Source organism: Acinetobacter sp. YH01010 (genome assembly GCF_013420775.1).
GTDB classification, from domain to species: domain Bacteria; phylum Pseudomonadota; class Gammaproteobacteria; order Pseudomonadales; family Moraxellaceae; genus Acinetobacter; species Acinetobacter amyesii.
The window spans coordinates 174,095-193,006 of record NZ_VOYF01000005.1 but is presented as its reverse complement, the minus strand read 5'-3'; the positions used below and the strand labels follow the sequence as shown (position 1 = coordinate 193,006).

Below are 18,912 nucleotides of genomic sequence, written 5' to 3'. Positions count from 1 at the left end.
TGTTATATATGCCTTATCCGACAAGGGCATAGCATAGCAAACTCGAAAAAGAGTGCTTATAGATAACATTGTGGATAACTTCAGAAAGCCTAAAAAGTTGTGAATTAATCAGTCAGTTTTTATTCGATGAAAATGTATCCAAATTTATAATTGTTGGTATTGTGAGCAATAGGGCATGGAAATGATTGGTAAATACGGCTGCAAAAATGTAGCAGGTTAAAATTTATTACAAAATACGATATTGATGTATCAGTTTGGTGAATGCCATCTTGTTTACAATGTAAACGTGTGTATATTGCAAACTATGTTTAAGCGTATCTATCGGATTTCAAATAGGATACGCCCAATCAAATAAGGGGCAATCAATGAGCCAAGAAGAAAAGTTACCTAAAATTTTAATTGTTGAAGACGATGAGCGTCTTGCTCGTTTAACTCAAGAATACTTAATCCGTAACGGACTTGAAGTTGGGGTAGAACCAGACGGTAATCGTGCGATTCGCCGTATTATCGCTGAACAACCAGATATGGTATTACTCGACGTGATGCTTCCGGGTGCCGATGGTTTAACCATTTGTCGTGAAGTTCGTCCACACTACCATCAACCAATTTTAATGTTGACTGCACGTACCGAAGACATGGACCAAGTGTTGGGTCTAGAAATGGGTGCAGATGATTATGTTGCAAAACCTGTTCAACCTCGCGTTTTACTTGCGCGTATTCGTGCATTATTACGTCGTACAGACAAAGCACCAGAAGATGAAGTTGCACAGCGCATCGAATTTGATGATCTTGTAATTGATAATGGTGGTCGTTCTGTCACACTCAATAATGAGTTGGTTGACTTTACCAGTGCAGAATATGACCTTTTATGGTTGTTGGCATCTAATGCGGGTCGCATTCTTTCTCGTGAAGATATTTTTGAGCGTCTGCGTGGTATTGAATACGATGGTCAAGACCGTTCAATTGACGTGCGTATCTCGCGAATTCGTCCAAAAATTGGTGATGATCCAGAAAACCCGAAACGCATTAAGACCGTACGTAGTAAAGGTTATTTATTCGTAAAAGAAACCAACGGCATTTAATGTAAAATACCGTCCCTTAGTTTGGCAAAGTAGGACACTTTTACGTGTTTAAACACAGTATATTTTTGCGCGTTTATGCGGGGCTACTGATTTTAGTCTTTTTAGTCGCTACATTTGGCTATTTGCTGGTGCAAATCATAAACTACCAGCGCGCGCAAGAATATCGTGAATCGCTTACTGACGGTTTGGCTTTCATTATAAGTGAAGGTATTGCACGTCAGCCAAATGAACAACAAAAGTCAGATTGGGTGTCAGATGCATCTGATCTACTTGAGTTGCCTATTTATTATGTAAAAGCTAATCAGGTTGATTTAACCCGAGCGGAAACAAAACGTATAGAAGAGCGTAAAGCTGTAGTGCGTTGGGATGCACAAACTACGGCAGCCTATATTATTATTGGCTTAAAAGATGACCCTGCGCATCTGCTGTATATCAAAGCCGATAATATTTCAGAACGCCAAATGAAGGCGTTGCCTGTCTTTATACTGGATTATTTGGTTTATTACCCAGGTCAAGAAAAACAATATCTTGAAAAAATTCAGCATCATTTTTCATATCCAATTTCAATTCAAAATGTTCAGAGTTTACCTTTAGATTCTGAGCAAATCGGCCGATTACGCTTAGATCACAGCATTATTTTGTATCGTGACAGTGCGACGGAGCGCGGCACGACCATTTCGATTGTATCGCCAATTCCAAGTTCAACTTCAGAAGTCTTGGTCATGGGGCCGGTACCATTATTTAATTGGATGCCTTTCCAGTTGGCAGCCGGTATTACGCTACTAAGCTTATTTGTCTTGAGCTTGGGTGTTTATGGTCTATTGGTGCCGATGCAACGTAAGTTACGTGCTGTAAATTATGCGTTAAATAAAATGAAGGGCGGGGACTTATCTGTACGTCTGCCTGTCGAAAGTACCGATGAATTTGGTACTTTAGCATCGAGTTATAACTCGATGTCAGATCATATTGAGCGTTTAATTGAAGCACAGCGTGAGTTGATGCGCGCGGTATCGCATGAGCTGCGAACACCTGTGGCGCGGATTCGCTTTGGTGTAGAAATGATGGCGGATGAAGATGACTATGACTACCGTCAGCAGCAAGTTGAACAAATCGACAAAGATATCGAAGCCCTCAATACCTTAATTGATGAAATCATGACTTATGCCAAGCTCGAACAAGGCATGCCATCTTTAGAGTTTGAAGATGTCAGCTTGTTTGAAGTTTTAGATCAGGTCTTGATTGAAACCGAAGCCTTAAAGACTGGGAAAACTTTGGAATTGCAAGCACCACCGATTGGGGTGATTGTGGAAACCGAGCGTCGCTATTTACATCGCGTTGTACAAAACTTAGTGGGCAACGCAGTGCGTTATTGTGATGATAAAGTGCTGATCAGTGGTGGTGTGAATGATGAAGGCATGGCCTATATCTGTGTTGAAGATGATGGCCCTGGTATTCCGGAAGAGGATCGTAAGCGTATTTTTGATGCCTTTGCACGCTTAGATGATAGTCGTACCCGTGCTTCAGGGGGCTATGGTTTAGGTTTATCGATTGTCAGCCGTATTGCTTACTGGTTTGGTGGAACAGTTGGGATTGATGAAAGTCCAACATTGGGCGGGGCGCGTTTTACCATGACATGGCCTGCGACACGTTTTAAGAAAAATAAACCGAAGCTAGATGGTAAAGAGCTGAGTGCCAATGAAAGCTAAGCAGCCTAATAAATCTACCTCAGCTGCATTTGGCGAATGATACATAAAAAAAGCCATTCAATTTGAATGGCTTTTTTTATCAGGTTTTTACTTATTCGGTAATCGTTGCATCAGGTTCAATAATGGGTTTGCCATTTTTCAGAGCAGCAAGGGCATCTGCATTGAAATCGATGAGTAAAGAGTTGTTTTTAGCATCGATAGAATAATTGCTAATGAGTTTTTGGTCGCCGTTTAGGGTCTCAATTTTATATTCATCTACAATATTCATAATCCCGCTAAGGTTGGTGGTTGCAGAAGCTAAATCTTGACGTAATAACTCATAGATATCGCGTAAATCAAAAATGGCATTTTGAGCATCAGGATGCTTATCTAAGTAGTTTTTAATATGGTGAATCACCAATTGCGCAGATAGAAAATAATCAGGTTTATGCGTAAATTCTAAAGTCATTATTGTCTCTCCGTTGTGATTGCTTTTTGTGTTTTAACTACAAATATCACACTCTTTATAGGTCGTGTCAAAGAATTGCAAAAAAGCCACAAGAAGCTAAAAAAAGGTCTTTTTACATAGACTCAATACGGTTCAGTTTTCAGTTGAAGAAAAGACCAAAATCAGAAGAAGTGAATAAAGAAACAACAAAGTTGAGGTGGGGGAGTATTTATTTAATAAATGACGCAGTTGATAAAAATACGGCAATTTGAATGTGTATGCTGAGAAATGAAGGGTTTGTTGATGAAACTGAACAGTCATAATTTTCTGATAAAATCACATAAATGTAATAATTAATAAAAAAATGCAATCTAATCTAATTAAGCGATTAATCCTAATTTTAAGGGAGTAAACCCAATTTAAATGCTGAAATGATTAAAAAATCATCCTAAAGACGAATACCGATAAGCTAGCAAGAAGCCTCCTCAATCAGGTACAATTGGCGGGATTAATTTTGTGTTTGGTGTATTTGAAGGCCAATACATACATTCTTTGTTAATAAATAGGCCTGCCAGGAGTTATCCCCGCATGAGTGCCATTACTCCATACGATTGGGCAATTATTGCCTTCGTGATCGGCGTTACATTCCTTTGCGTCTTTATGCTGACCGTCCCTTTACTCCTTGGGGGTAAATCATGGGGTCGTGCTAAGCAAGAGCAGTTTGAGTCAGGTGTAGTAGGTGCTGGTGGTGCACGTATTCGCTTGTCTGCGAAATTCTATTTAGTTGCAATTTTCTTCGTCGTGTTTGATATCGAAGCACTTTATCTTTATGCATGGTCTACTTCTGTTCGTGAAGCAGGCTGGTTTGGTTTTACAACCGTGGTTATTTTTGTGGTCGATTTATTGATTGCTTTAATTTACGCGGTAAAAGTAGGTGCATTAGATTGGGCGCCTTCTGATAAGCGTAAAGCTGCAGGTAAAGCGTTGAAAATTGGTTCACCAAATATGGACATCGCAGAAATCACACGCTTTAACTCTATTGAAGAGTTGGTTATGGACCCTACAGGTCAAATTCCAGCGCAATCATCTGGTCGTGTGAAATCTAAGTCACCGACTGCATCATCTGACAAGGAGTAAGACGGGATGAAATATACATTAACCCGTGCGAATCCGGATGCTGATCAATATCCACTTCAAGAGCGTCAAATCGTTACCGATCCGCTTGAAGAAGAAGTGAATAAAAATGTGTTCATGACTCGTTTAGAGGATGTTGCACATACAGCAGTAAACTGGGGTCGTAAAAACTCAGTTTGGCCGTTCAACTTTGGTACATCTTGCTGCTACGTAGAGTATGCAACGACTTTAACAGGCGTGCATGACTTGTCACGTTTCGGTGCCGAGGTTATTCGTGCTTCACCACGTCAGGCTGACTTGATGATTGTTGCAGGTACATGCTTCATGAAAATGGCGCCTGTAATTCAACGTTTGTACGAGCAAATGCTTGAGCCTAAATGGGTAATCTCAATGGGCGCATGTGCAAACTCTGGTGGTATGTACGACATTTATTCAGTTGTACAAGGTGTGGATAAAATCATCCCTGTCGATGTGTATATCCCGGGTTGCCCACCACGTCCTGAAGCTTTAATTCAGGCATTGATGTTATTGCAAGACCAGATTCAACTTGAGCGCCGTCCTTTATCGGCCGTGATTGGTGATGATCTTAAGCCAGTGTATAAGCCAAAGATGATGCCAGAACGTGACCGTAAGAACGCACAGCGTATTGCAGTGAAAAACTTACGCTCAATGGATGAAATTAAATAATCACTGCGACGAAATATTGATACACCCGGACTGGGTGTAATTGTCGTTTTGATTGACTGAATTTGTATTAAATAGGAAGCCAAGCCAATGGCTGAAACTGACATTGCTATGCCAGAATCAACTCCAGTTGATTCCCGCCCTGCATTTGCAATTGTAGAAGAGCTCAAAACCAAATTTGGTGAGAACTTCTACGTGCAAACGACTTTTGAAGACTTTCCAACAGTCTGGGTTGAGCGCGCACGTGTACAAGAAGTTTTAATGTTCTTGCGTACGGTGTCACGTCCATACGTGATGCTGTTTGACTTGTCTGCGGTTGATGAGCGTTTACGTACACACCGCGATGGTCTGCCTGCATCTGACTTCACTGTGTTCTATCACTTGTTATCGTTAGAGCGTAACAGTGATATTCGTATCAAGGTTGCATTAGCTGAGAATGATGTAAACATTCCAACGGCAACGAATATTTGGCCTAATGCCAACTGGTACGAACGTGAAGCTTACGACATGTTCGGTATCAACTTCGAAGGGCATCCAATGCTCCGTCGTATCTTGTTGCCAACATATTGGGAAGGTCACCCGTTACGTAAAGAATATTCTGCGCGTGCGACTGAATACACGCCTTATCGCCAAAACCAAGCGAAACAGGATTACGAACAAGAACATCTTCGTTTCGTACCTGAAGATTGGGGTATGAAGCGTGGGAACGATGATGAAGACTTCATGTTCCTAAACTTGGGTCCCAACCATCCATCTGCGCACGGTGCCTTCCGTGTGATCTTGCAGTTGGACGGTGAAGAAGTGAAAGACTGTGTACCTGACATTGGCTATCACCACCGTGGTGTGGAAAAAATGGCTGAGCGTCAAACATGGCACTCATTCATTCCGTATACAGACCGTGTTGACTACTTAGGTGGTTGTGCGCAAAACATGCCTTACGTTCTTGGCGTAGAGCAAATGGCAGGGATTACGGTTCCTGATCGTGCACAATGTATCCGTGTCATGATGTCTGAATTGTTCCGTATCAATAACCACTTATTGTTCATTGGTACTGCGATTCAGGATGCCGGCGGTATGACCCCAGTATTCTATATGTTCGCTGACCGTCAAAAAATCTATGACGCGATCGAAGCGATCACGGGTTACCGTATGCACCCAGCATGGTTCCGTATCGGTGGTACAGCGCACGACTTGCCAAACAACTGGCAGCACCTCATTCGCGAAATCCTAGATTGGATGCCGAAGCGTATGAACGAGTACTACACTGCGGCACTGAAAAACTCAGTGTTTATCGGTCGTACCCGTAATGTTGCTCAGTATGATGCAAAATCAGCATTGGCTTGGGGTGTAACAGGTACAGGTCTACGTGCTACAGGTATTGATTTCGACGTTCGTAAATACCGTCCTTATAGCGGCTACGAAAACTACGACTTCGATGTGCCTTTAGAGTACGAAGGCGATGCTTATGCACGTGTTCTTGTTCACTTCCGTGAAATTGAAGAATCACTGAAAATCATCAAACAATGTTTAGACAACATGCCTTCTGGTGCATACAAAGCAGACCATCCATTGGCTGTTCCACCACCAAAAGATAAAACTTTACAAGACATCGAAACATTGATTACGCACTTCTTGAGCGTGTCATGGGGTCCTGTAATGCCAGCAGGCGAAAGCTCTGTAATGGCGGAAGTGGTAAAAGGTGCGTCGAACTACTACTTGACTTCAGACAAGTCAACGATGAGTTACCGTACACGTATCCGTACACCAACCTTCACGCACTTACAGCAAATGCCTTCTGTGATTAACGGCAGCTTAATGTCTGACTTAATCATTTATTTAGCGACAATTGACGTCGTAATGGCTGACGTGGATCGCTAAGGGGTAATCGCATTATGATGATTTTGACTGACAAAAAACCACGTGTGAACGTTGAAGGGATTTTAACTGCGGAAGAAATCCACGATATCGAACATCACATTGGTCACTATCCGTACCCACGCGCAGCATGTCTTGATGCGCTGAAGTGTGTACAACGCCGTAATGGCTGGGTAGATGATGCACAGATGAATGCTATTGCTCAATTGCTTAGCATGAGCCTTGCAGACTTAGAAGGTGTTGCTACTTTCTATAACCGTATTTACCGTCAACCAGTTGGTCGCCACGTAATTTTATTATGTGACTCGATTGCTTGTTTCTTGATGGGTGCGGAAACACTTGCTGAAGCATTCCAGCGTGAATTAGGCATTTCATTTGGTCAAACGACTGCAGATGGTCGCTTTACTTTATTGCCAATTTGCTGCCTAGGTAACTGTGACAAAGGTCCGACGTTAATGATTGACGAAGACACTCACGGTTTAGTTGAAGTGACTTCAATTAAACAGTTATTGGAGAAGTATGTATGAATACTGAACCAAAACCAATTTATGGCGACGGTAACCCAGAAACTCACCCATTAACTTGGCGTTTGAGCAAACAGGAACACGTTCGCAGTGCAGATGATTACGAAGCACTTGAAGGTTATGCCGGCTTTAAGAAAGCTGTTGGCATGCAACCGAAAGAAGTGCTTGAAGTGATCAAAGCTGCGACTGTAAAAGGTCGTGGTGGTGCGGGCTTCCCAGCAGGGATCAAATGGTCGCTTATGGCACCAAATGATAACTCAGGTCCTCGTTACCTCATCTGTAATGCCGATGAAATGGAACCAGGTACCTTTAAAGACCGTCTGTTGATGGAAAAACTTCCTCATCAGTTGATTGAAGGTATGTTGATTGCTGCTTATACATTAGAAGCAACACAAGGTTATATCTTCATCCGTGGTGAATACATTGAAGCGGCTCAATACTTAAATGAAGCATTGGACCAAATTCGTGCCAAAGGCTACTTGGGTGAAAACATCCTAGGTACAGGTTGGAACTTTGAGTTACACGTGCATACCGGTGCGGGTCGTTATATCTGTGGTGAAGAAACTGCATTGATTAACTCGCTTGAAGGTCGCCGTGCGAACCCTCGTACTAAACCGCCATTCCCACAAGTTGCAGGTGCTTGGGGTCGTCCTACGATTGTTAACAACGTAGAGACTTACAACAACTTACCCGCAATTATGCTTCGTGGCCCTGAATGGTATATCGGTTTATCAGAAGGTAAGTCGAAAGATCCAGGTACTAAAATCTACGGTGCATCAGGTAAGGTGACTTTCCCAGGTCTTTGGGAACTTCCATTTGGTACAACTGCGCGTGAAGTGATTGACGATCATGCTGGTGGTATGCGTGATGGTTTAAAACTCAAAGCATGGTTACCGGGTGGTGCTTCTACAGACTTCCTTGCTGCTGAACACATTGACCTTCCTATGGATGCTGAAAGCATCATGAAAGCAGGTTCACGTTTAGGTACGTGTTTGCTCATGGTGGTTGATGAAACTCAGTGTATGGTTTCTGCGACACGTAACTTAGAAGAATTCTTTGCGCGTGAATCTTGCGGTTGGTGTACACCATGCCGTGATGGCTTACCTTGGGCGGTTAAAGCGCTTAAAGCCTTGGAAGATGGCACAGGTAAGAAAGAAGATATCGATCACTTACAAGAACTTACTCGTAAGCTTTGGATTGGTAAAACTTTCTGTGCGCATGCTCCAGGTGCGATGGAACCGTTAATGGGCGCACTCAAACATTTCCGTGGCGAATTTGAAGCTAAAGTCGTAAATGCGGCAGCTCAAACTAGCAACGTTGAACAAGCTTAAGGAATTCGACTATGGCTACAATTCATGTCGATGGAAAATCGTATGAAGTCAACGGCTCAGAGAACTTGCTACAAGCATGTCTTAGCCTTGGCATCGACATCCCATACTTTTGTTGGCATCCATCCTTAGGTTCTGTCGGTTCTTGCCGTCAATGTGCTGTGACTCAATACGCGAATCCTGAAGATACTCGCGGTCGTTTAGTTATGTCATGTATGACGCCTGCATCTGACAATACCTACATCTCGATTGAAGATAACGAAGCAAAGAATTTCCGTGCTTCTGTTGTTGAATTCTTGATGACCAACCACCCACACGACTGTCCAGTCTGTGAAGAGGGTGGTCACTGTCATTTACAAGATATGACTGTAATGACTCAGCATGACCGTCGTCGTTACCGCTTCACAAAACGTACGCATTACAACCAAGAGCTAGGCTCTTTCATTTCTCATGAAATGAACCGTTGTATCGCGTGCTACCGTTGTGTGCGTTACTACAAAGATTATGCAGGTGGTACGGACTTTGGTGTGTATGCAAACGCTTCGCGTGTTTACTTTGGTCGTCCAGAATCAGGTACTTTAGAATCTGAATTCTCTGGTAACTTGACTGAAGTTTGCCCAACAGGTGTATTCACAGATAAAACTCACTCTGAACGCTATAACCGTAAATGGGACATGCAGTATGCGCCAAGCGTATGCCAAGGCTGTTCTTCAGGTTGTAACATCTCTCCGGGTGAACGTTATGGCGAACTACGTCGTGTAGAAAACCGCTTTAACGGTGACGTGAACCAATACTTCCTTTGCGATAAAGGTCGTTTTGGTACAGGTTATGTGAACCGTGAAGATCGTCCACGTCAACCACAATTCCGCTCTGGTGCAAATGTGACTACAGTTTCTGTAGACCAAGCATTGGATACCGTAATTGAAAATATCCAAGGCAAAAAAGTATTGGGTATCGGTTCACCACGTGCGTCACTTGAGTCAAACTTCGCGCTTCGCGAACTTGTAGGTCAAGACAACTTCTCAACAGGTATGTCTCAAAAAGAGCAAAAACTTGTTGAGCTTGCAGCTTCTATTATGCAAACCGAAGGTGTTTATAACCCAGGTATGCGTGAAATCGAAAGCTACGATGCTGTGTTGATTTTGGGTGAAGATCTGACTCAAACTGCGCCACGTATGGCTCTATCTGTTCGCCAAGCTGCGAAAAATAAAGCCAAAGAAATGGCTGCAGAGCGCCGTACGCAAGAGTGGTTGGCTGAGCCTGTACAACGTATTGCTCAAGATGCCAAATCTCCGATTTACATCCTTGCTGCAACTCAAACACGTTTAGCTGATGTTGCAACGGGTGAAGTTGTTGCATCACCTAACGACATTGCACGTTTAGGTTTTGCGGTCGCTGCTGCTGTGAAAGGTGAAGTGATCTTAGGTTTGGATGACGATGCGAAAGCATTTGCACAAACCATTGCTGACACTTTAAAAGCTGCGAAAAAACCATTAATCATCTCTGGTACAAGCTTACAAGACGCATCAATCATGGAAGCTGCTGCACAAGTTGCACAGAACCTTGGTAATGCGGGCTTAACATTGACTGTTCCTGAAGTGAACTCAATGGGCTTAGCGATCTTTGGTGGTCAAAGTCTAGAACAAGCATTTGCACAAGATTACGATACCGTGATCGTGGTGGAAAATGACCTTTATCGTCGCTTACCAGTCGCGCAGGTGAATGCTGCACTTTCTGGTAAAGAAGTGATCGTACTTGATCATTCTGAAACTGAAACTGTGAAAAAAGCCAACATCGTACTTTCTGCTGCTTCATTTGCTGAAGGTGACGGTACTGTTGTCTCTCAAGAAGGCCGTGCACAACGTTTCTACCAAGTGTATGACCCAAGCTACTACAAACCTGAACTTGCGATCAAAGAATCTTGGCGCTGGTTACATGCCATTGAAACTGGCGTGAAAGGCAAAGCGATTTCTTGGACACTTCTTGATGATGTTATCGAGTCAGTAGCGAAAAACGTTCCTGCACTTGAAGCGATTCAAGACGTCGCACCAGATGCTGGCTTCCGTGTACATGGTCTGAAAGTGGCACGTGAACCACGTCGTTACTCAGGTCGTACTGCGATGCGCGCACCACTTTCTATTCACGAACCAAAACAACCAGTCGATAAAGACTCTGCGTTGACGTTCTCTATGGAAGGTTATGTAGGTAACCAAACTCCAGCTTCACTTGTACCATTTGCTTGGTCTGCAGGTTGGAACTCTCCACAAGCTTGGAACAAATTCCAAGACAACGTGGGTGGTCACTTAAAAGGTGGTGATGCAGGCGTTCGTTTATTCGATCGTTTAGCGAAACGTCCAGCACGTACTTTCGTTGCACCTGCACCTGTTGCGGTTAATGGTGAAAGCTTCCGTCTTGTACCGATGCATCACATCTTCGCTTCTGGTGAATTTACAGTGAAAACACCTGCGATGGAATCACGTATTCCTGAAGCAATGTTTGCTGTGGGTGAACAAGATGCAGCACGCTTAAATGTTCAAGATGGTCAACGTATCGCTGTGAAAGCAGGGGATGCTGAAATCGTCCTTCCAGTTCAAGTGATTGAATACTTACCTACAGGTTATATCGGTTATCCAGTGGGTCTAGCACCTACAGTATCGCTTGCAGAACCTGTTTCAGTCGCGGTAGGAGTGTAATTCATGGAACAAGAATTAATCCGTCAAACGCCGCTGTGGGCTGAAAACTGGCCAATCGCCTATTCAGTTCTTCAAGCAATTGTGATCTTACTGATTGTGGTATTGATCGCTGCGTTGATGTCTTTTATTGAACGTCGTTTACTCGGCTTGTGGCAAGACCGTTACGGTCCGAACCGTGTAGGTCCGGGCGGTATGTTCCAGATTGTTGCCGACATGCTGAAAATCATGTTCAAAGAAGACTGGACACCAAAATTTGCTGACAAATTGACTTTCCGTATGGCTCCAGCAGTTGCGATGGCAACTGCGGTGCTATCGTTCATGGTTATTCCTGTTTCACCTTATCTAGGTGTTTCAGACATGAGCATCGGTCTATTGTTCTTTATGGCAATGGCTGGTATTGCGGTATACGCAGTATTGTTCGGTGGTTGGTCATCAAATAACAAATACGCATTACTTGGTGGTTTACGTTCTGCTGCTCAAACCATTTCTTATGAAGTGTTCTTGGGTATTTCACTGATGGGTGTGGTTGCGATTGCAGGCTCATTCAACATGCGTGAAATTGTTGAAGCTCAACGTGATGTTTGGTTTGTTATTCCTCAGTTCTTAGGTTTCTTGATCTTCGTGGTTGCGGGTGTCGCGGTAACTCACCGTCATCCATTTGACCAACCAGAAGCAGAACAAGAATTGGCGGAAGGTTACCATGTTGAATACGGCGGTATGAAATGGGGGATGTTCTTCGTTGCGGAATACGTCAACGTAGTATTGATCTCGGCATTAATCGTGACTTTATTCTTCGGTGGTTGGTTAGCGCCTTTCAACCTAGATATTCCATTCATTCCAGCTGCGTTCTGGTTCATTATTAAAACAGCATTCTTTGTAATGATGTTTGTCTTGGCTCGTGGTTCTTTAATGCGTCCACGTTATGACCAAGTCATGAACTTTGGTTGGAAAATTTGCTTGCCATTGGCGTTGGTTAACCTTCTGGTAACTGGTGCTGTGATTCTGATGAATCAGGCCTAAGACAGCAGGGAGAATAAAATGTTTAAATTTCTAGCTGGATTTGGGTCAATTGTACGTTCGTTGTGGATGGTATTCTCACACGCGACACGTAAACGTGACACCATTTTATATCCAGAGGTTAAAGCGGAAGACATCGTACCACCACGTTTCCGTGGTCGTATCGTGTTAACGCGTGACCCTGATGGCGAAGAGCGCTGTGTAGCATGTAACCTTTGTGCGGTTGCATGTCCAGTCGGCTGTATTTCACTACAAAAAGCTGAAAAAGAAGATGGTCGTTGGTATCCGGAATTTTTCCGTATTAACTTCTCACGTTGTATTTTCTGCGGTATGTGTGAAGAAGCATGTCCTACAACTGCGATTCAAATGACACCTGACTTTGAGTTAGGTGAGTATGTTCGTCAGGACTTAGTTTATGAGAAAGAAAACCTTCTTATCTCAGGTCCTGGTAAATACCCAGACTATAACTTCTACCGCGTAACAGGTATGGCTGTTGCTGGTAAAGATAAAGGTCAGGCTCAACGCGAAAGCACACCAGTTGATGTACGGAGTCTATTACCATGATGTGGCCATTTTATTTGATGGCGCTTGTGGCCATCGTCTCTACCGTTCGTGTTGTAACTAACACGAACCCAGTACATGCTTTATTAAGCTTGATTATCTCTTTACTTGCAGTTGCAGGTATCTTCATGATCGTGGGTGCGCCGTTTGCCGGTGCCCTCGAAATTATCGTTTACGCTGGCGCAATCATGGTGCTATTCGTATTCGTCGTGATGATGCTGAATCTTGGTCAAAATACTGTTGAACAAGAAAGCAAATGGCTGACTTCTTCAGCGTGGGCATATCCTGCGTTGATGAGCTTCCTGATGGGTCTAATCCTTGTTTGGATGTTGAAGTCAGACTACACAACTGCTGGCACTGTCATGGGTGCTCAAGTTGTCGGTCCGAAAGAAGTGGGTACTTCACTCTTTACTCAGTACTTATTGCTGGTTGAAGTTGCTGCGATGTTATTGCTTGGCGCACTTGTCGCTGCATTCCATCTTGGCAAACGTGAGCCAGGTGCAGAAGAGGACAAAGAATAATGGGCAACATCCCTTTAGAACATGGTTTGATCGTTGCAACCATTCTTTTTGCACTGGGTTTTTACGGTGTGATGGTTCGACGCAACCTACTATTTATTTTAATGAGCCTTGAAATCATGATGAACGCTGCTGCTTTAGCGTTCGTTTTGGCAGGAAGCGCATGGGCACAGCCAGATGGTCAAGTGATGTTTATCTTGATCTTAACGCTTGCTGCAGCAGAGGCTTGTATCGGTCTTGCGATCGTCCTTCAGTTCTATCATCGCTTCCATCATCTGGATGTGGATGCTGCTAGTGAGATGCGCGGATGAGTTATTTATATTTAACAGTACTTTTCCCGCTAATTGGTTTTATCCTGTTGGCGGCAGGTCGTAAAAATCTTCCTGAATCAGTTGCTGCAATTATTGGTGCAGGTTCAGTTGGTCTTTCATCTTTATTTGCATTAATTGCTGGTATCGACTTTGTTAATAATGGTTCAGTTGCAACAACTCAGCATCTTTGGACTTGGTTCAGTGCAGGTAACTTAGCACCGGGCTTCACGCTTCATTTAGATGGCTTATCATTATTGATGATGGGCATGATCACAGGTGTGGGTTTCTTAATTCACATCTTTGCAACATGGTACATGCGTGGCGAAGAAGACTTTGCACGTTTCTTCTCATACTTCAACCTATTCGTAGCAAGCATGCTGCTTTTAGTGTTGGGTGACAACTTAGCGTTGTTATTCCTCGGTTGGGAAGGTGTAGGTCTATGTTCATACCTATTGATTGGTTACTACTACCAAACACCTGCAAACGGTTTTGCTGCAATTAAAGCATTCACTGTGACACGTGTGGGTGACGTATTCTTACTGATCGCATTGTTCTTGATCTACCAACAATTCGGCACTTTAAACATTGCAGAAGTTGTAGCTGCTGCGCCAACAGTTTTGGTTCAGAGTTCTTCAATTGCGATTTGGACTGCATTGATGTTGTTCTTGGGTGCTGCAGGTAAATCTGCTCAGATCCCATTACAAACATGGTTAGCAGATGCGATGGCTGGTCCTACACCAGTATCTGCATTGATCCACGCAGCAACAATGGTAACAGCAGGTGTTTACCTATGTAGCCGTATGTTCAGCGTGTTTGAACAAGCGCCAGAAGTGATGATGTTCATCTCAATCACAGGTGCGGTGACATTGTTAGTTGCAGGCTTTGCTGCATTGGTACAAACAGACATCAAACGTATTCTTGCTTACTCAACTATGAGTCAGTTGGGTTATATGTTTATGGCTGTAGGTGCTGAAGCTTACCAAGCTGGTCTATTCCACATGCTGACTCACGCATTCTTCAAGGCATTATTATTCTTGTCTTCTGGTGCAGTGATTTTGGCTTACCATCACGAACAAAACATCTTCAAGATGGGTGGTCTATTCCACAAAAACAAATTCTTGTTTGCTTGTTTCGCGATTGGTGGTGGTGCATTGGCAGCGATTCCATTCATCACGATCGGCTTCTTCTCGAAAGATGCGATTCTTGGTGCGGTATGGGTGAAAGGTCAAGCAATAGCAGTTTATGACTGCTTGTACTGGACTGGTGTAGCAGGTGCGTTCTTAACTTCAATTTATACATTCCGTCTTATTTGGGTTGTATTCTTTGGTAAAGAAAACACGCCTTACCATGAAATCAAAGGTGTTACTTACTGGGGTCCATTGGCGATTCTTGCAGTGCTTTCAACTGGTTTAGCTTATGTATTAAAAGCACCAGTAACGAATATTTTAAATGCTGCACAAATCCCAGCGTTTAATATTCCAGAAGCACTAGAACACGGTATGCATAGCGCTGAATATACAGCTGTTGGTATTGCACTTGCAGGTCTTGCAGTGGGTGTGGTGTTATTTGCCTTTGCTTATGGTGCAGTGAAATCGTTCGCGAAAACTTCACTGGGCGCGGGTCTTGCAAATATCTGTCGTAATGCACTTGGTTTCGATGCTTTGTACAACATTGTTTTCGTTAAGCCTTATTTACTACTGGCTAAAATCTTTGGTCGTGATCCAATTGACGGCTTATGGCTTGTATTGCCTGCACTTGTTAAAGGCGGTAATAGCTTTACAAGTTCACGTCAAACAGGTTCATTGCGTGAATACGCATCTAGTATGGCATTCGGTACGTTTGCATTACTATTGATCCTGGTCGTGATTCAGGTCGTGGGGAAATAAAATGGAAACTCCAAACAATTTAATTCTACCCGCTCTGATCCTTATTCCGTTCATTGCAGGTTTTGTATGCTGGCTTGTCGATAAACTCGACAAGCACTTACCACGCTATATTGCCTTAATTGGTATGCTATTAACGTTGGTGTTAACCGTCGTTTTATGGCAAAGCGGTAGTTATAACTACGAGTTGGGTACACAAGCTCCACAGTGGGCTGCTCAATTTAACCTACCGTGGATTACCACTTTAGGGATTAACATTCACCTTGCTGTGGATGGTCTTTCACTGCTTATGGTGGGTTTAACTGCATTACTGGGTGTACTTGCGGTCGGCTGTTCATGGGGTGAGATTCAAAAGAACGTTGGTTTCTTCCACTTAAACCTACTTTGGTCTTTAGGTGGTGTGATCGGTGTATTCTTAGCGATTGACATGTTCCTCTTCTTCTTCTTCTGGGAGATGATGCTGGTACCAATCTACTTCTTGATCGCACTTTGGGGTCATAAAGGAGCAGAAGGTAAGTCACGCGTTTACGCTGCAACTAAATTCTTTATCTATACTCAGGTTGCGGGTCTGATCATGTTGATCGGTATCTTGGGTCTAGTGGTTGTTGGCTTCCAACTTCACGGTCAAATCAGCTTTAACTATGACTTCTTGATGAGTGTTGCACACACTGTTGAGGCAAAAGCTCCAGCACTTGCGTATGCATTCATGATCTGTATGTTTATTGGTTTTGCGGTAAAACTACCAGTTTTCCCATTACACGGCTGGTTACCAGATGCACATGCGCAAGCACCTACAGCGGGTTCTGTCGACCTTGCAGGTATCTTGATTAAAACTGCGGCATATGGTCTTTTACGTTTCGTAATACCATTCTTCCCAGTAGCATCTGCTCAGTTTGCTGACATCGCGATCATTCTTGGTCTAATCGGTATTTTCTACGGTGCATGGTGTGCATTCCAACAAACAGACATGAAACGTCTGCTTGCGTACACATCTATTTCGCACATGGGCTTCGTACTTCTTGCTTTGTATGCAGGTAACATCCTGACATTCCAAGGCTTGATGATTATGATGCTTGCTCACGGTCTATCTTCTGCTGCATTGTTCATTATGTGTGGTCAGGTTTACGAACGTCTGCATACACGTGACATGCGTTTAATGGGCGGTATCCGTGGTCAGTTCCAATACCTTTCATTCTTCTTAATGTTCTTTGTTGCGGCACTTGTAGGTATTCCAGGTCTAGGTAACTTCATCGGTGAATTCCTGATCTTGATGGGTTCTTATGACAAGTTCCCTGTGTACACAATCCTTGCTGCAGTAAGCTTAGTATTTGCCGGTCTTTACGGTTTAATTCTGATCCACAAAGCGTTGTTTGGTACACCAAACGAAGAACAAAAACAGCATTACGCAAATCCGTTGAAAGACTTAAATGCGCGTGAAGTTGTGATTCTTTTAATCTGTGCTCTTGGTCTAGTATGGCTTGGTCTATTCCCACAAACTTTCCTTGATATTTCAAATTCAAGCATGGCGTGGATTGCAAATAGCTATATCCCAGTTCAAGAAGTCGTTGATGTTGTGCAGCAGATTGCTGTACAACCTGAAAATGTGGAGATGCAATAAGCCATGGACTTCACAATGTCATTTTCTGAGCTTATGCCATTAGCTCCTGTGATGATCGTGGCTTTAACTGCGATCGTCGTGATGTTGCTAATTGCAATCAAGCGTAACCACAATTTAGTTGCAACGACTTCCGTTATCGGTCTGAACCTTGCAGCCTTTTATATTATTTTTGTTTTCGTTGCAGGGCAGTATGCACCTGCAAACGTAATGAATTTGTTCATCGTAGATCCATTTACGATGTTGTACCAATTCGTGATTTTGATTGCAGCACTTGCTTGCTGCACATTGTCACATGCGTATATCGAAACCTATAAAGATAACCGTGAAGAACTTTATATCTTGATGCTGTGCTCTGTAACGGGTGCATTGTTAATGGTTGCAAGTTCGCACTATGCGTCTTTCTTTATCAGCCTTGAACTAATGTCGATTCCTGTATACGGCCTATTGGCTTATACACACCAACGTTCACAGTCGCTTGAAGCGGGTGTGAAATACTTGGTGCTTTCAGCAACTGCTTCTGCGATGTTGTTGATGGGTATGGCTTATGTATATGCGTACACAGGTACAATGGCATTCGTTGCTGAACCAGGCAAAATGTTCACAACATTCAGCCAACCGGGTGTAGTCCTTGGTCTTGCACTGATTGTTTTTGCTGTTGCATTTAAATTGTCTCTTGCGCCATTCCACAAATGGACACCAGACGTGTATGCAGGTGCGCCAGCGCCAATCGCGACATTCTTAGCGACTGTGGCTAAAGTGGCAATGATCGGTCTATTCGTTCGTTACTTCTTGGCTTCTGGCTTAATCCTTTCTGACAGCTTCATCACGATCGTGACCATCATTGCAGTATTGTCTATCCTTGCGGGTAACTTACTAGCAGTACGTCAAGTGAACTTGAAACGTATCCTTGCATACTCTTCAATCGCTCACTTTGGTTACTTACTTGTTGCGATTGTCAGTGCACGTAATACTGACTTTGTTCAAGTACAAGGCTTTGCAACATTCAGCAGCGTCAACGTCTATGTGATTACTTATGTATTAACAACGATTGGTGCGTTCGGTGTTGTGACACTGATGTCTAGCCCTTACAACAACAAAGACGAAGCAGGTAGCCTTGCGGAGTACCGTGGTTTGTTCTGGCGTCGTCCAGTGTTGACTGCAACACTGACTGTCATGATGTTATCTCTTGCAGGTATCCCATTAACAGCTGGCTTTATTGGTAAGTTCCTTGTGATCAAAACAGCGGTTGCTGGTGGTTCATGGTTCTTAGCTGCGATGGTGATCCTTGGTTCAGGTATCGGTTTGTACTACTACCTACGTGTGATGATTGTGATGTACATGACTCCACCGGAAAACCCACGTATCGATGCTGTCGATCATTGGGGTCAAAAAGTGGGTGGTATTATGGTGCTTGGTGCAGCTGCTCTTGTGTTGTTGATCGGTGTATATCCAGATCCAATCATTGCAGTTTCTCAAGTGGCATACTTTGCAATCTCACCTGAATTACAACAGTTCATTTTTAGCTTAATTCAAAGTGGTTTTAACTAATGA

Annotated in this window: 16 protein-coding genes; 15 read left to right on the top strand and 1 reads right to left on the bottom strand. The window is 43.3% G+C overall.

Features of this window, described 5'->3' with window-relative positions:
* The first annotated feature begins 365 nt into the window (after positions 1-365).
* Positions 366-1,082, top strand: coding sequence for a response regulator transcription factor BfmR (gene bfmR / locus FTT77_RS06695; RefSeq protein ID WP_067764711.1), 717 nt, complete (start codon positions 366-368; stop codon positions 1,080-1,082).
* 44 nt (positions 1,083-1,126) lie between these two features.
* On the top strand, positions 1,127-2,788 hold the full coding sequence (gene bfmS, locus FTT77_RS06690; protein ID WP_180009317.1) for a sensor histidine kinase BfmS: 1,662 nt from the start codon (positions 1,127-1,129) through the stop codon (positions 2,786-2,788).
* Between the two features lie 91 nt (positions 2,789-2,879).
* Here the strand turns inward: bfmS and FTT77_RS06685 are convergent, their stop codons facing one another.
* The gene (locus tag FTT77_RS06685) at positions 2,880-3,236 is read right to left on the bottom strand and encodes a hypothetical protein (protein WP_180009319.1); all 357 of its coding nucleotides are present in this window, start codon (positions 3,234-3,236) and stop codon (positions 2,880-2,882) included.
* Positions 3,237-3,803: 567 nt separating this feature from the next.
* Between FTT77_RS06685 and ndhC the strand changes: the two genes are divergently transcribed.
* The 13 genes from ndhC to nuoN all read left to right on the top strand — a co-directional run bounded on the left by ndhC (position 3,804) and on the right by nuoN (position 18,909).
* Positions 3,804-4,352 (top strand): NADH-quinone oxidoreductase subunit A, encoded by a 549-nt coding sequence (ndhC, locus tag FTT77_RS06680; RefSeq protein ID WP_078191106.1) that lies wholly within the window; start codon positions 3,804-3,806, stop codon positions 4,350-4,352.
* Positions 4,353-4,358: 6 nt separating this feature from the next.
* A complete protein-coding gene (locus FTT77_RS06675) occupies positions 4,359-5,036 on the top strand; it encodes an NADH-quinone oxidoreductase subunit B family protein (RefSeq protein WP_078191105.1) in 678 nt (225 codons plus the stop codon).
* 87 nt (positions 5,037-5,123) lie between these two features.
* Positions 5,124-6,911 carry an NADH-quinone oxidoreductase subunit C/D gene (nuoC, locus tag FTT77_RS06670; RefSeq protein ID WP_078191104.1) on the top strand — a complete coding sequence of 596 codons (1,788 nt, stop codon included), beginning with the start codon at positions 5,124-5,126 and terminating at the stop codon, positions 6,909-6,911.
* Between the two features lie 14 nt (positions 6,912-6,925).
* Entirely contained in the window at positions 6,926-7,435 is a 510-nt protein-coding gene (gene nuoE, locus FTT77_RS06665) for an NADH-quinone oxidoreductase subunit NuoE (protein ID WP_078191103.1), read from the top strand.
* On the top strand, positions 7,432-8,763 hold the full coding sequence (gene nuoF / locus FTT77_RS06660) for an NADH-quinone oxidoreductase subunit NuoF (RefSeq protein ID WP_180009321.1): 1,332 nt from the start codon (positions 7,432-7,434) through the stop codon (positions 8,761-8,763). Before nuoE ends, nuoF begins: the two co-directional genes overlap by 4 nt.
* An 11-nt stretch (positions 8,764-8,774) precedes the next feature.
* Positions 8,775-11,453 carry an NADH-quinone oxidoreductase subunit NuoG gene (gene nuoG / locus FTT77_RS06655; RefSeq protein ID WP_180109095.1) on the top strand — a complete coding sequence of 893 codons (2,679 nt, stop codon included), beginning with the start codon at positions 8,775-8,777 and terminating at the stop codon, positions 11,451-11,453.
* 3 nt (positions 11,454-11,456) lie between these two features.
* Positions 11,457-12,473, top strand: a complete 1,017-nt coding sequence (gene nuoH, locus FTT77_RS06650; protein ID WP_180109094.1) for an NADH-quinone oxidoreductase subunit NuoH — start codon at positions 11,457-11,459, stop codon at positions 12,471-12,473.
* Between the two features lie 18 nt (positions 12,474-12,491).
* Complete coding sequence (gene nuoI, locus FTT77_RS06645) at positions 12,492-13,034, top strand: NADH-quinone oxidoreductase subunit NuoI (RefSeq protein ID WP_078191099.1); 543 nt, start codon at positions 12,492-12,494, stop codon at positions 13,032-13,034.
* The gene (gene nuoJ / locus FTT77_RS06640; RefSeq protein ID WP_171262661.1) at positions 13,034-13,552 is read left to right on the top strand and encodes an NADH-quinone oxidoreductase subunit J; all 519 of its coding nucleotides are present in this window, start codon (positions 13,034-13,036) and stop codon (positions 13,550-13,552) included. Before nuoI ends, nuoJ begins: the two co-directional genes overlap by 1 nt.
* The gene (gene nuoK / locus FTT77_RS06635) at positions 13,552-13,860 is read left to right on the top strand and encodes an NADH-quinone oxidoreductase subunit NuoK (RefSeq protein WP_067665227.1); all 309 of its coding nucleotides are present in this window, start codon (positions 13,552-13,554) and stop codon (positions 13,858-13,860) included. Before nuoJ ends, nuoK begins: the two co-directional genes overlap by 1 nt.
* Positions 13,857-15,746, top strand: a complete 1,890-nt coding sequence (gene nuoL / locus FTT77_RS06630) for an NADH-quinone oxidoreductase subunit L (RefSeq protein ID WP_180109093.1) — start codon at positions 13,857-13,859, stop codon at positions 15,744-15,746. Before nuoK ends, nuoL begins: the two co-directional genes overlap by 4 nt.
* A gap of 1 nt (position 15,747) precedes the next feature.
* Complete coding sequence (gene nuoM / locus FTT77_RS06625; protein ID WP_180039662.1) at positions 15,748-17,361, top strand: NADH-quinone oxidoreductase subunit M; 1,614 nt, start codon at positions 15,748-15,750, stop codon at positions 17,359-17,361.
* Positions 17,362-17,364: 3 nt separating this feature from the next.
* On the top strand, positions 17,365-18,909 hold the full coding sequence (gene nuoN / locus FTT77_RS06620) for an NADH-quinone oxidoreductase subunit NuoN (RefSeq protein WP_078191095.1): 1,545 nt from the start codon (positions 17,365-17,367) through the stop codon (positions 18,907-18,909).
* Positions 18,910-18,912: the final 3 nt, after the last annotated feature.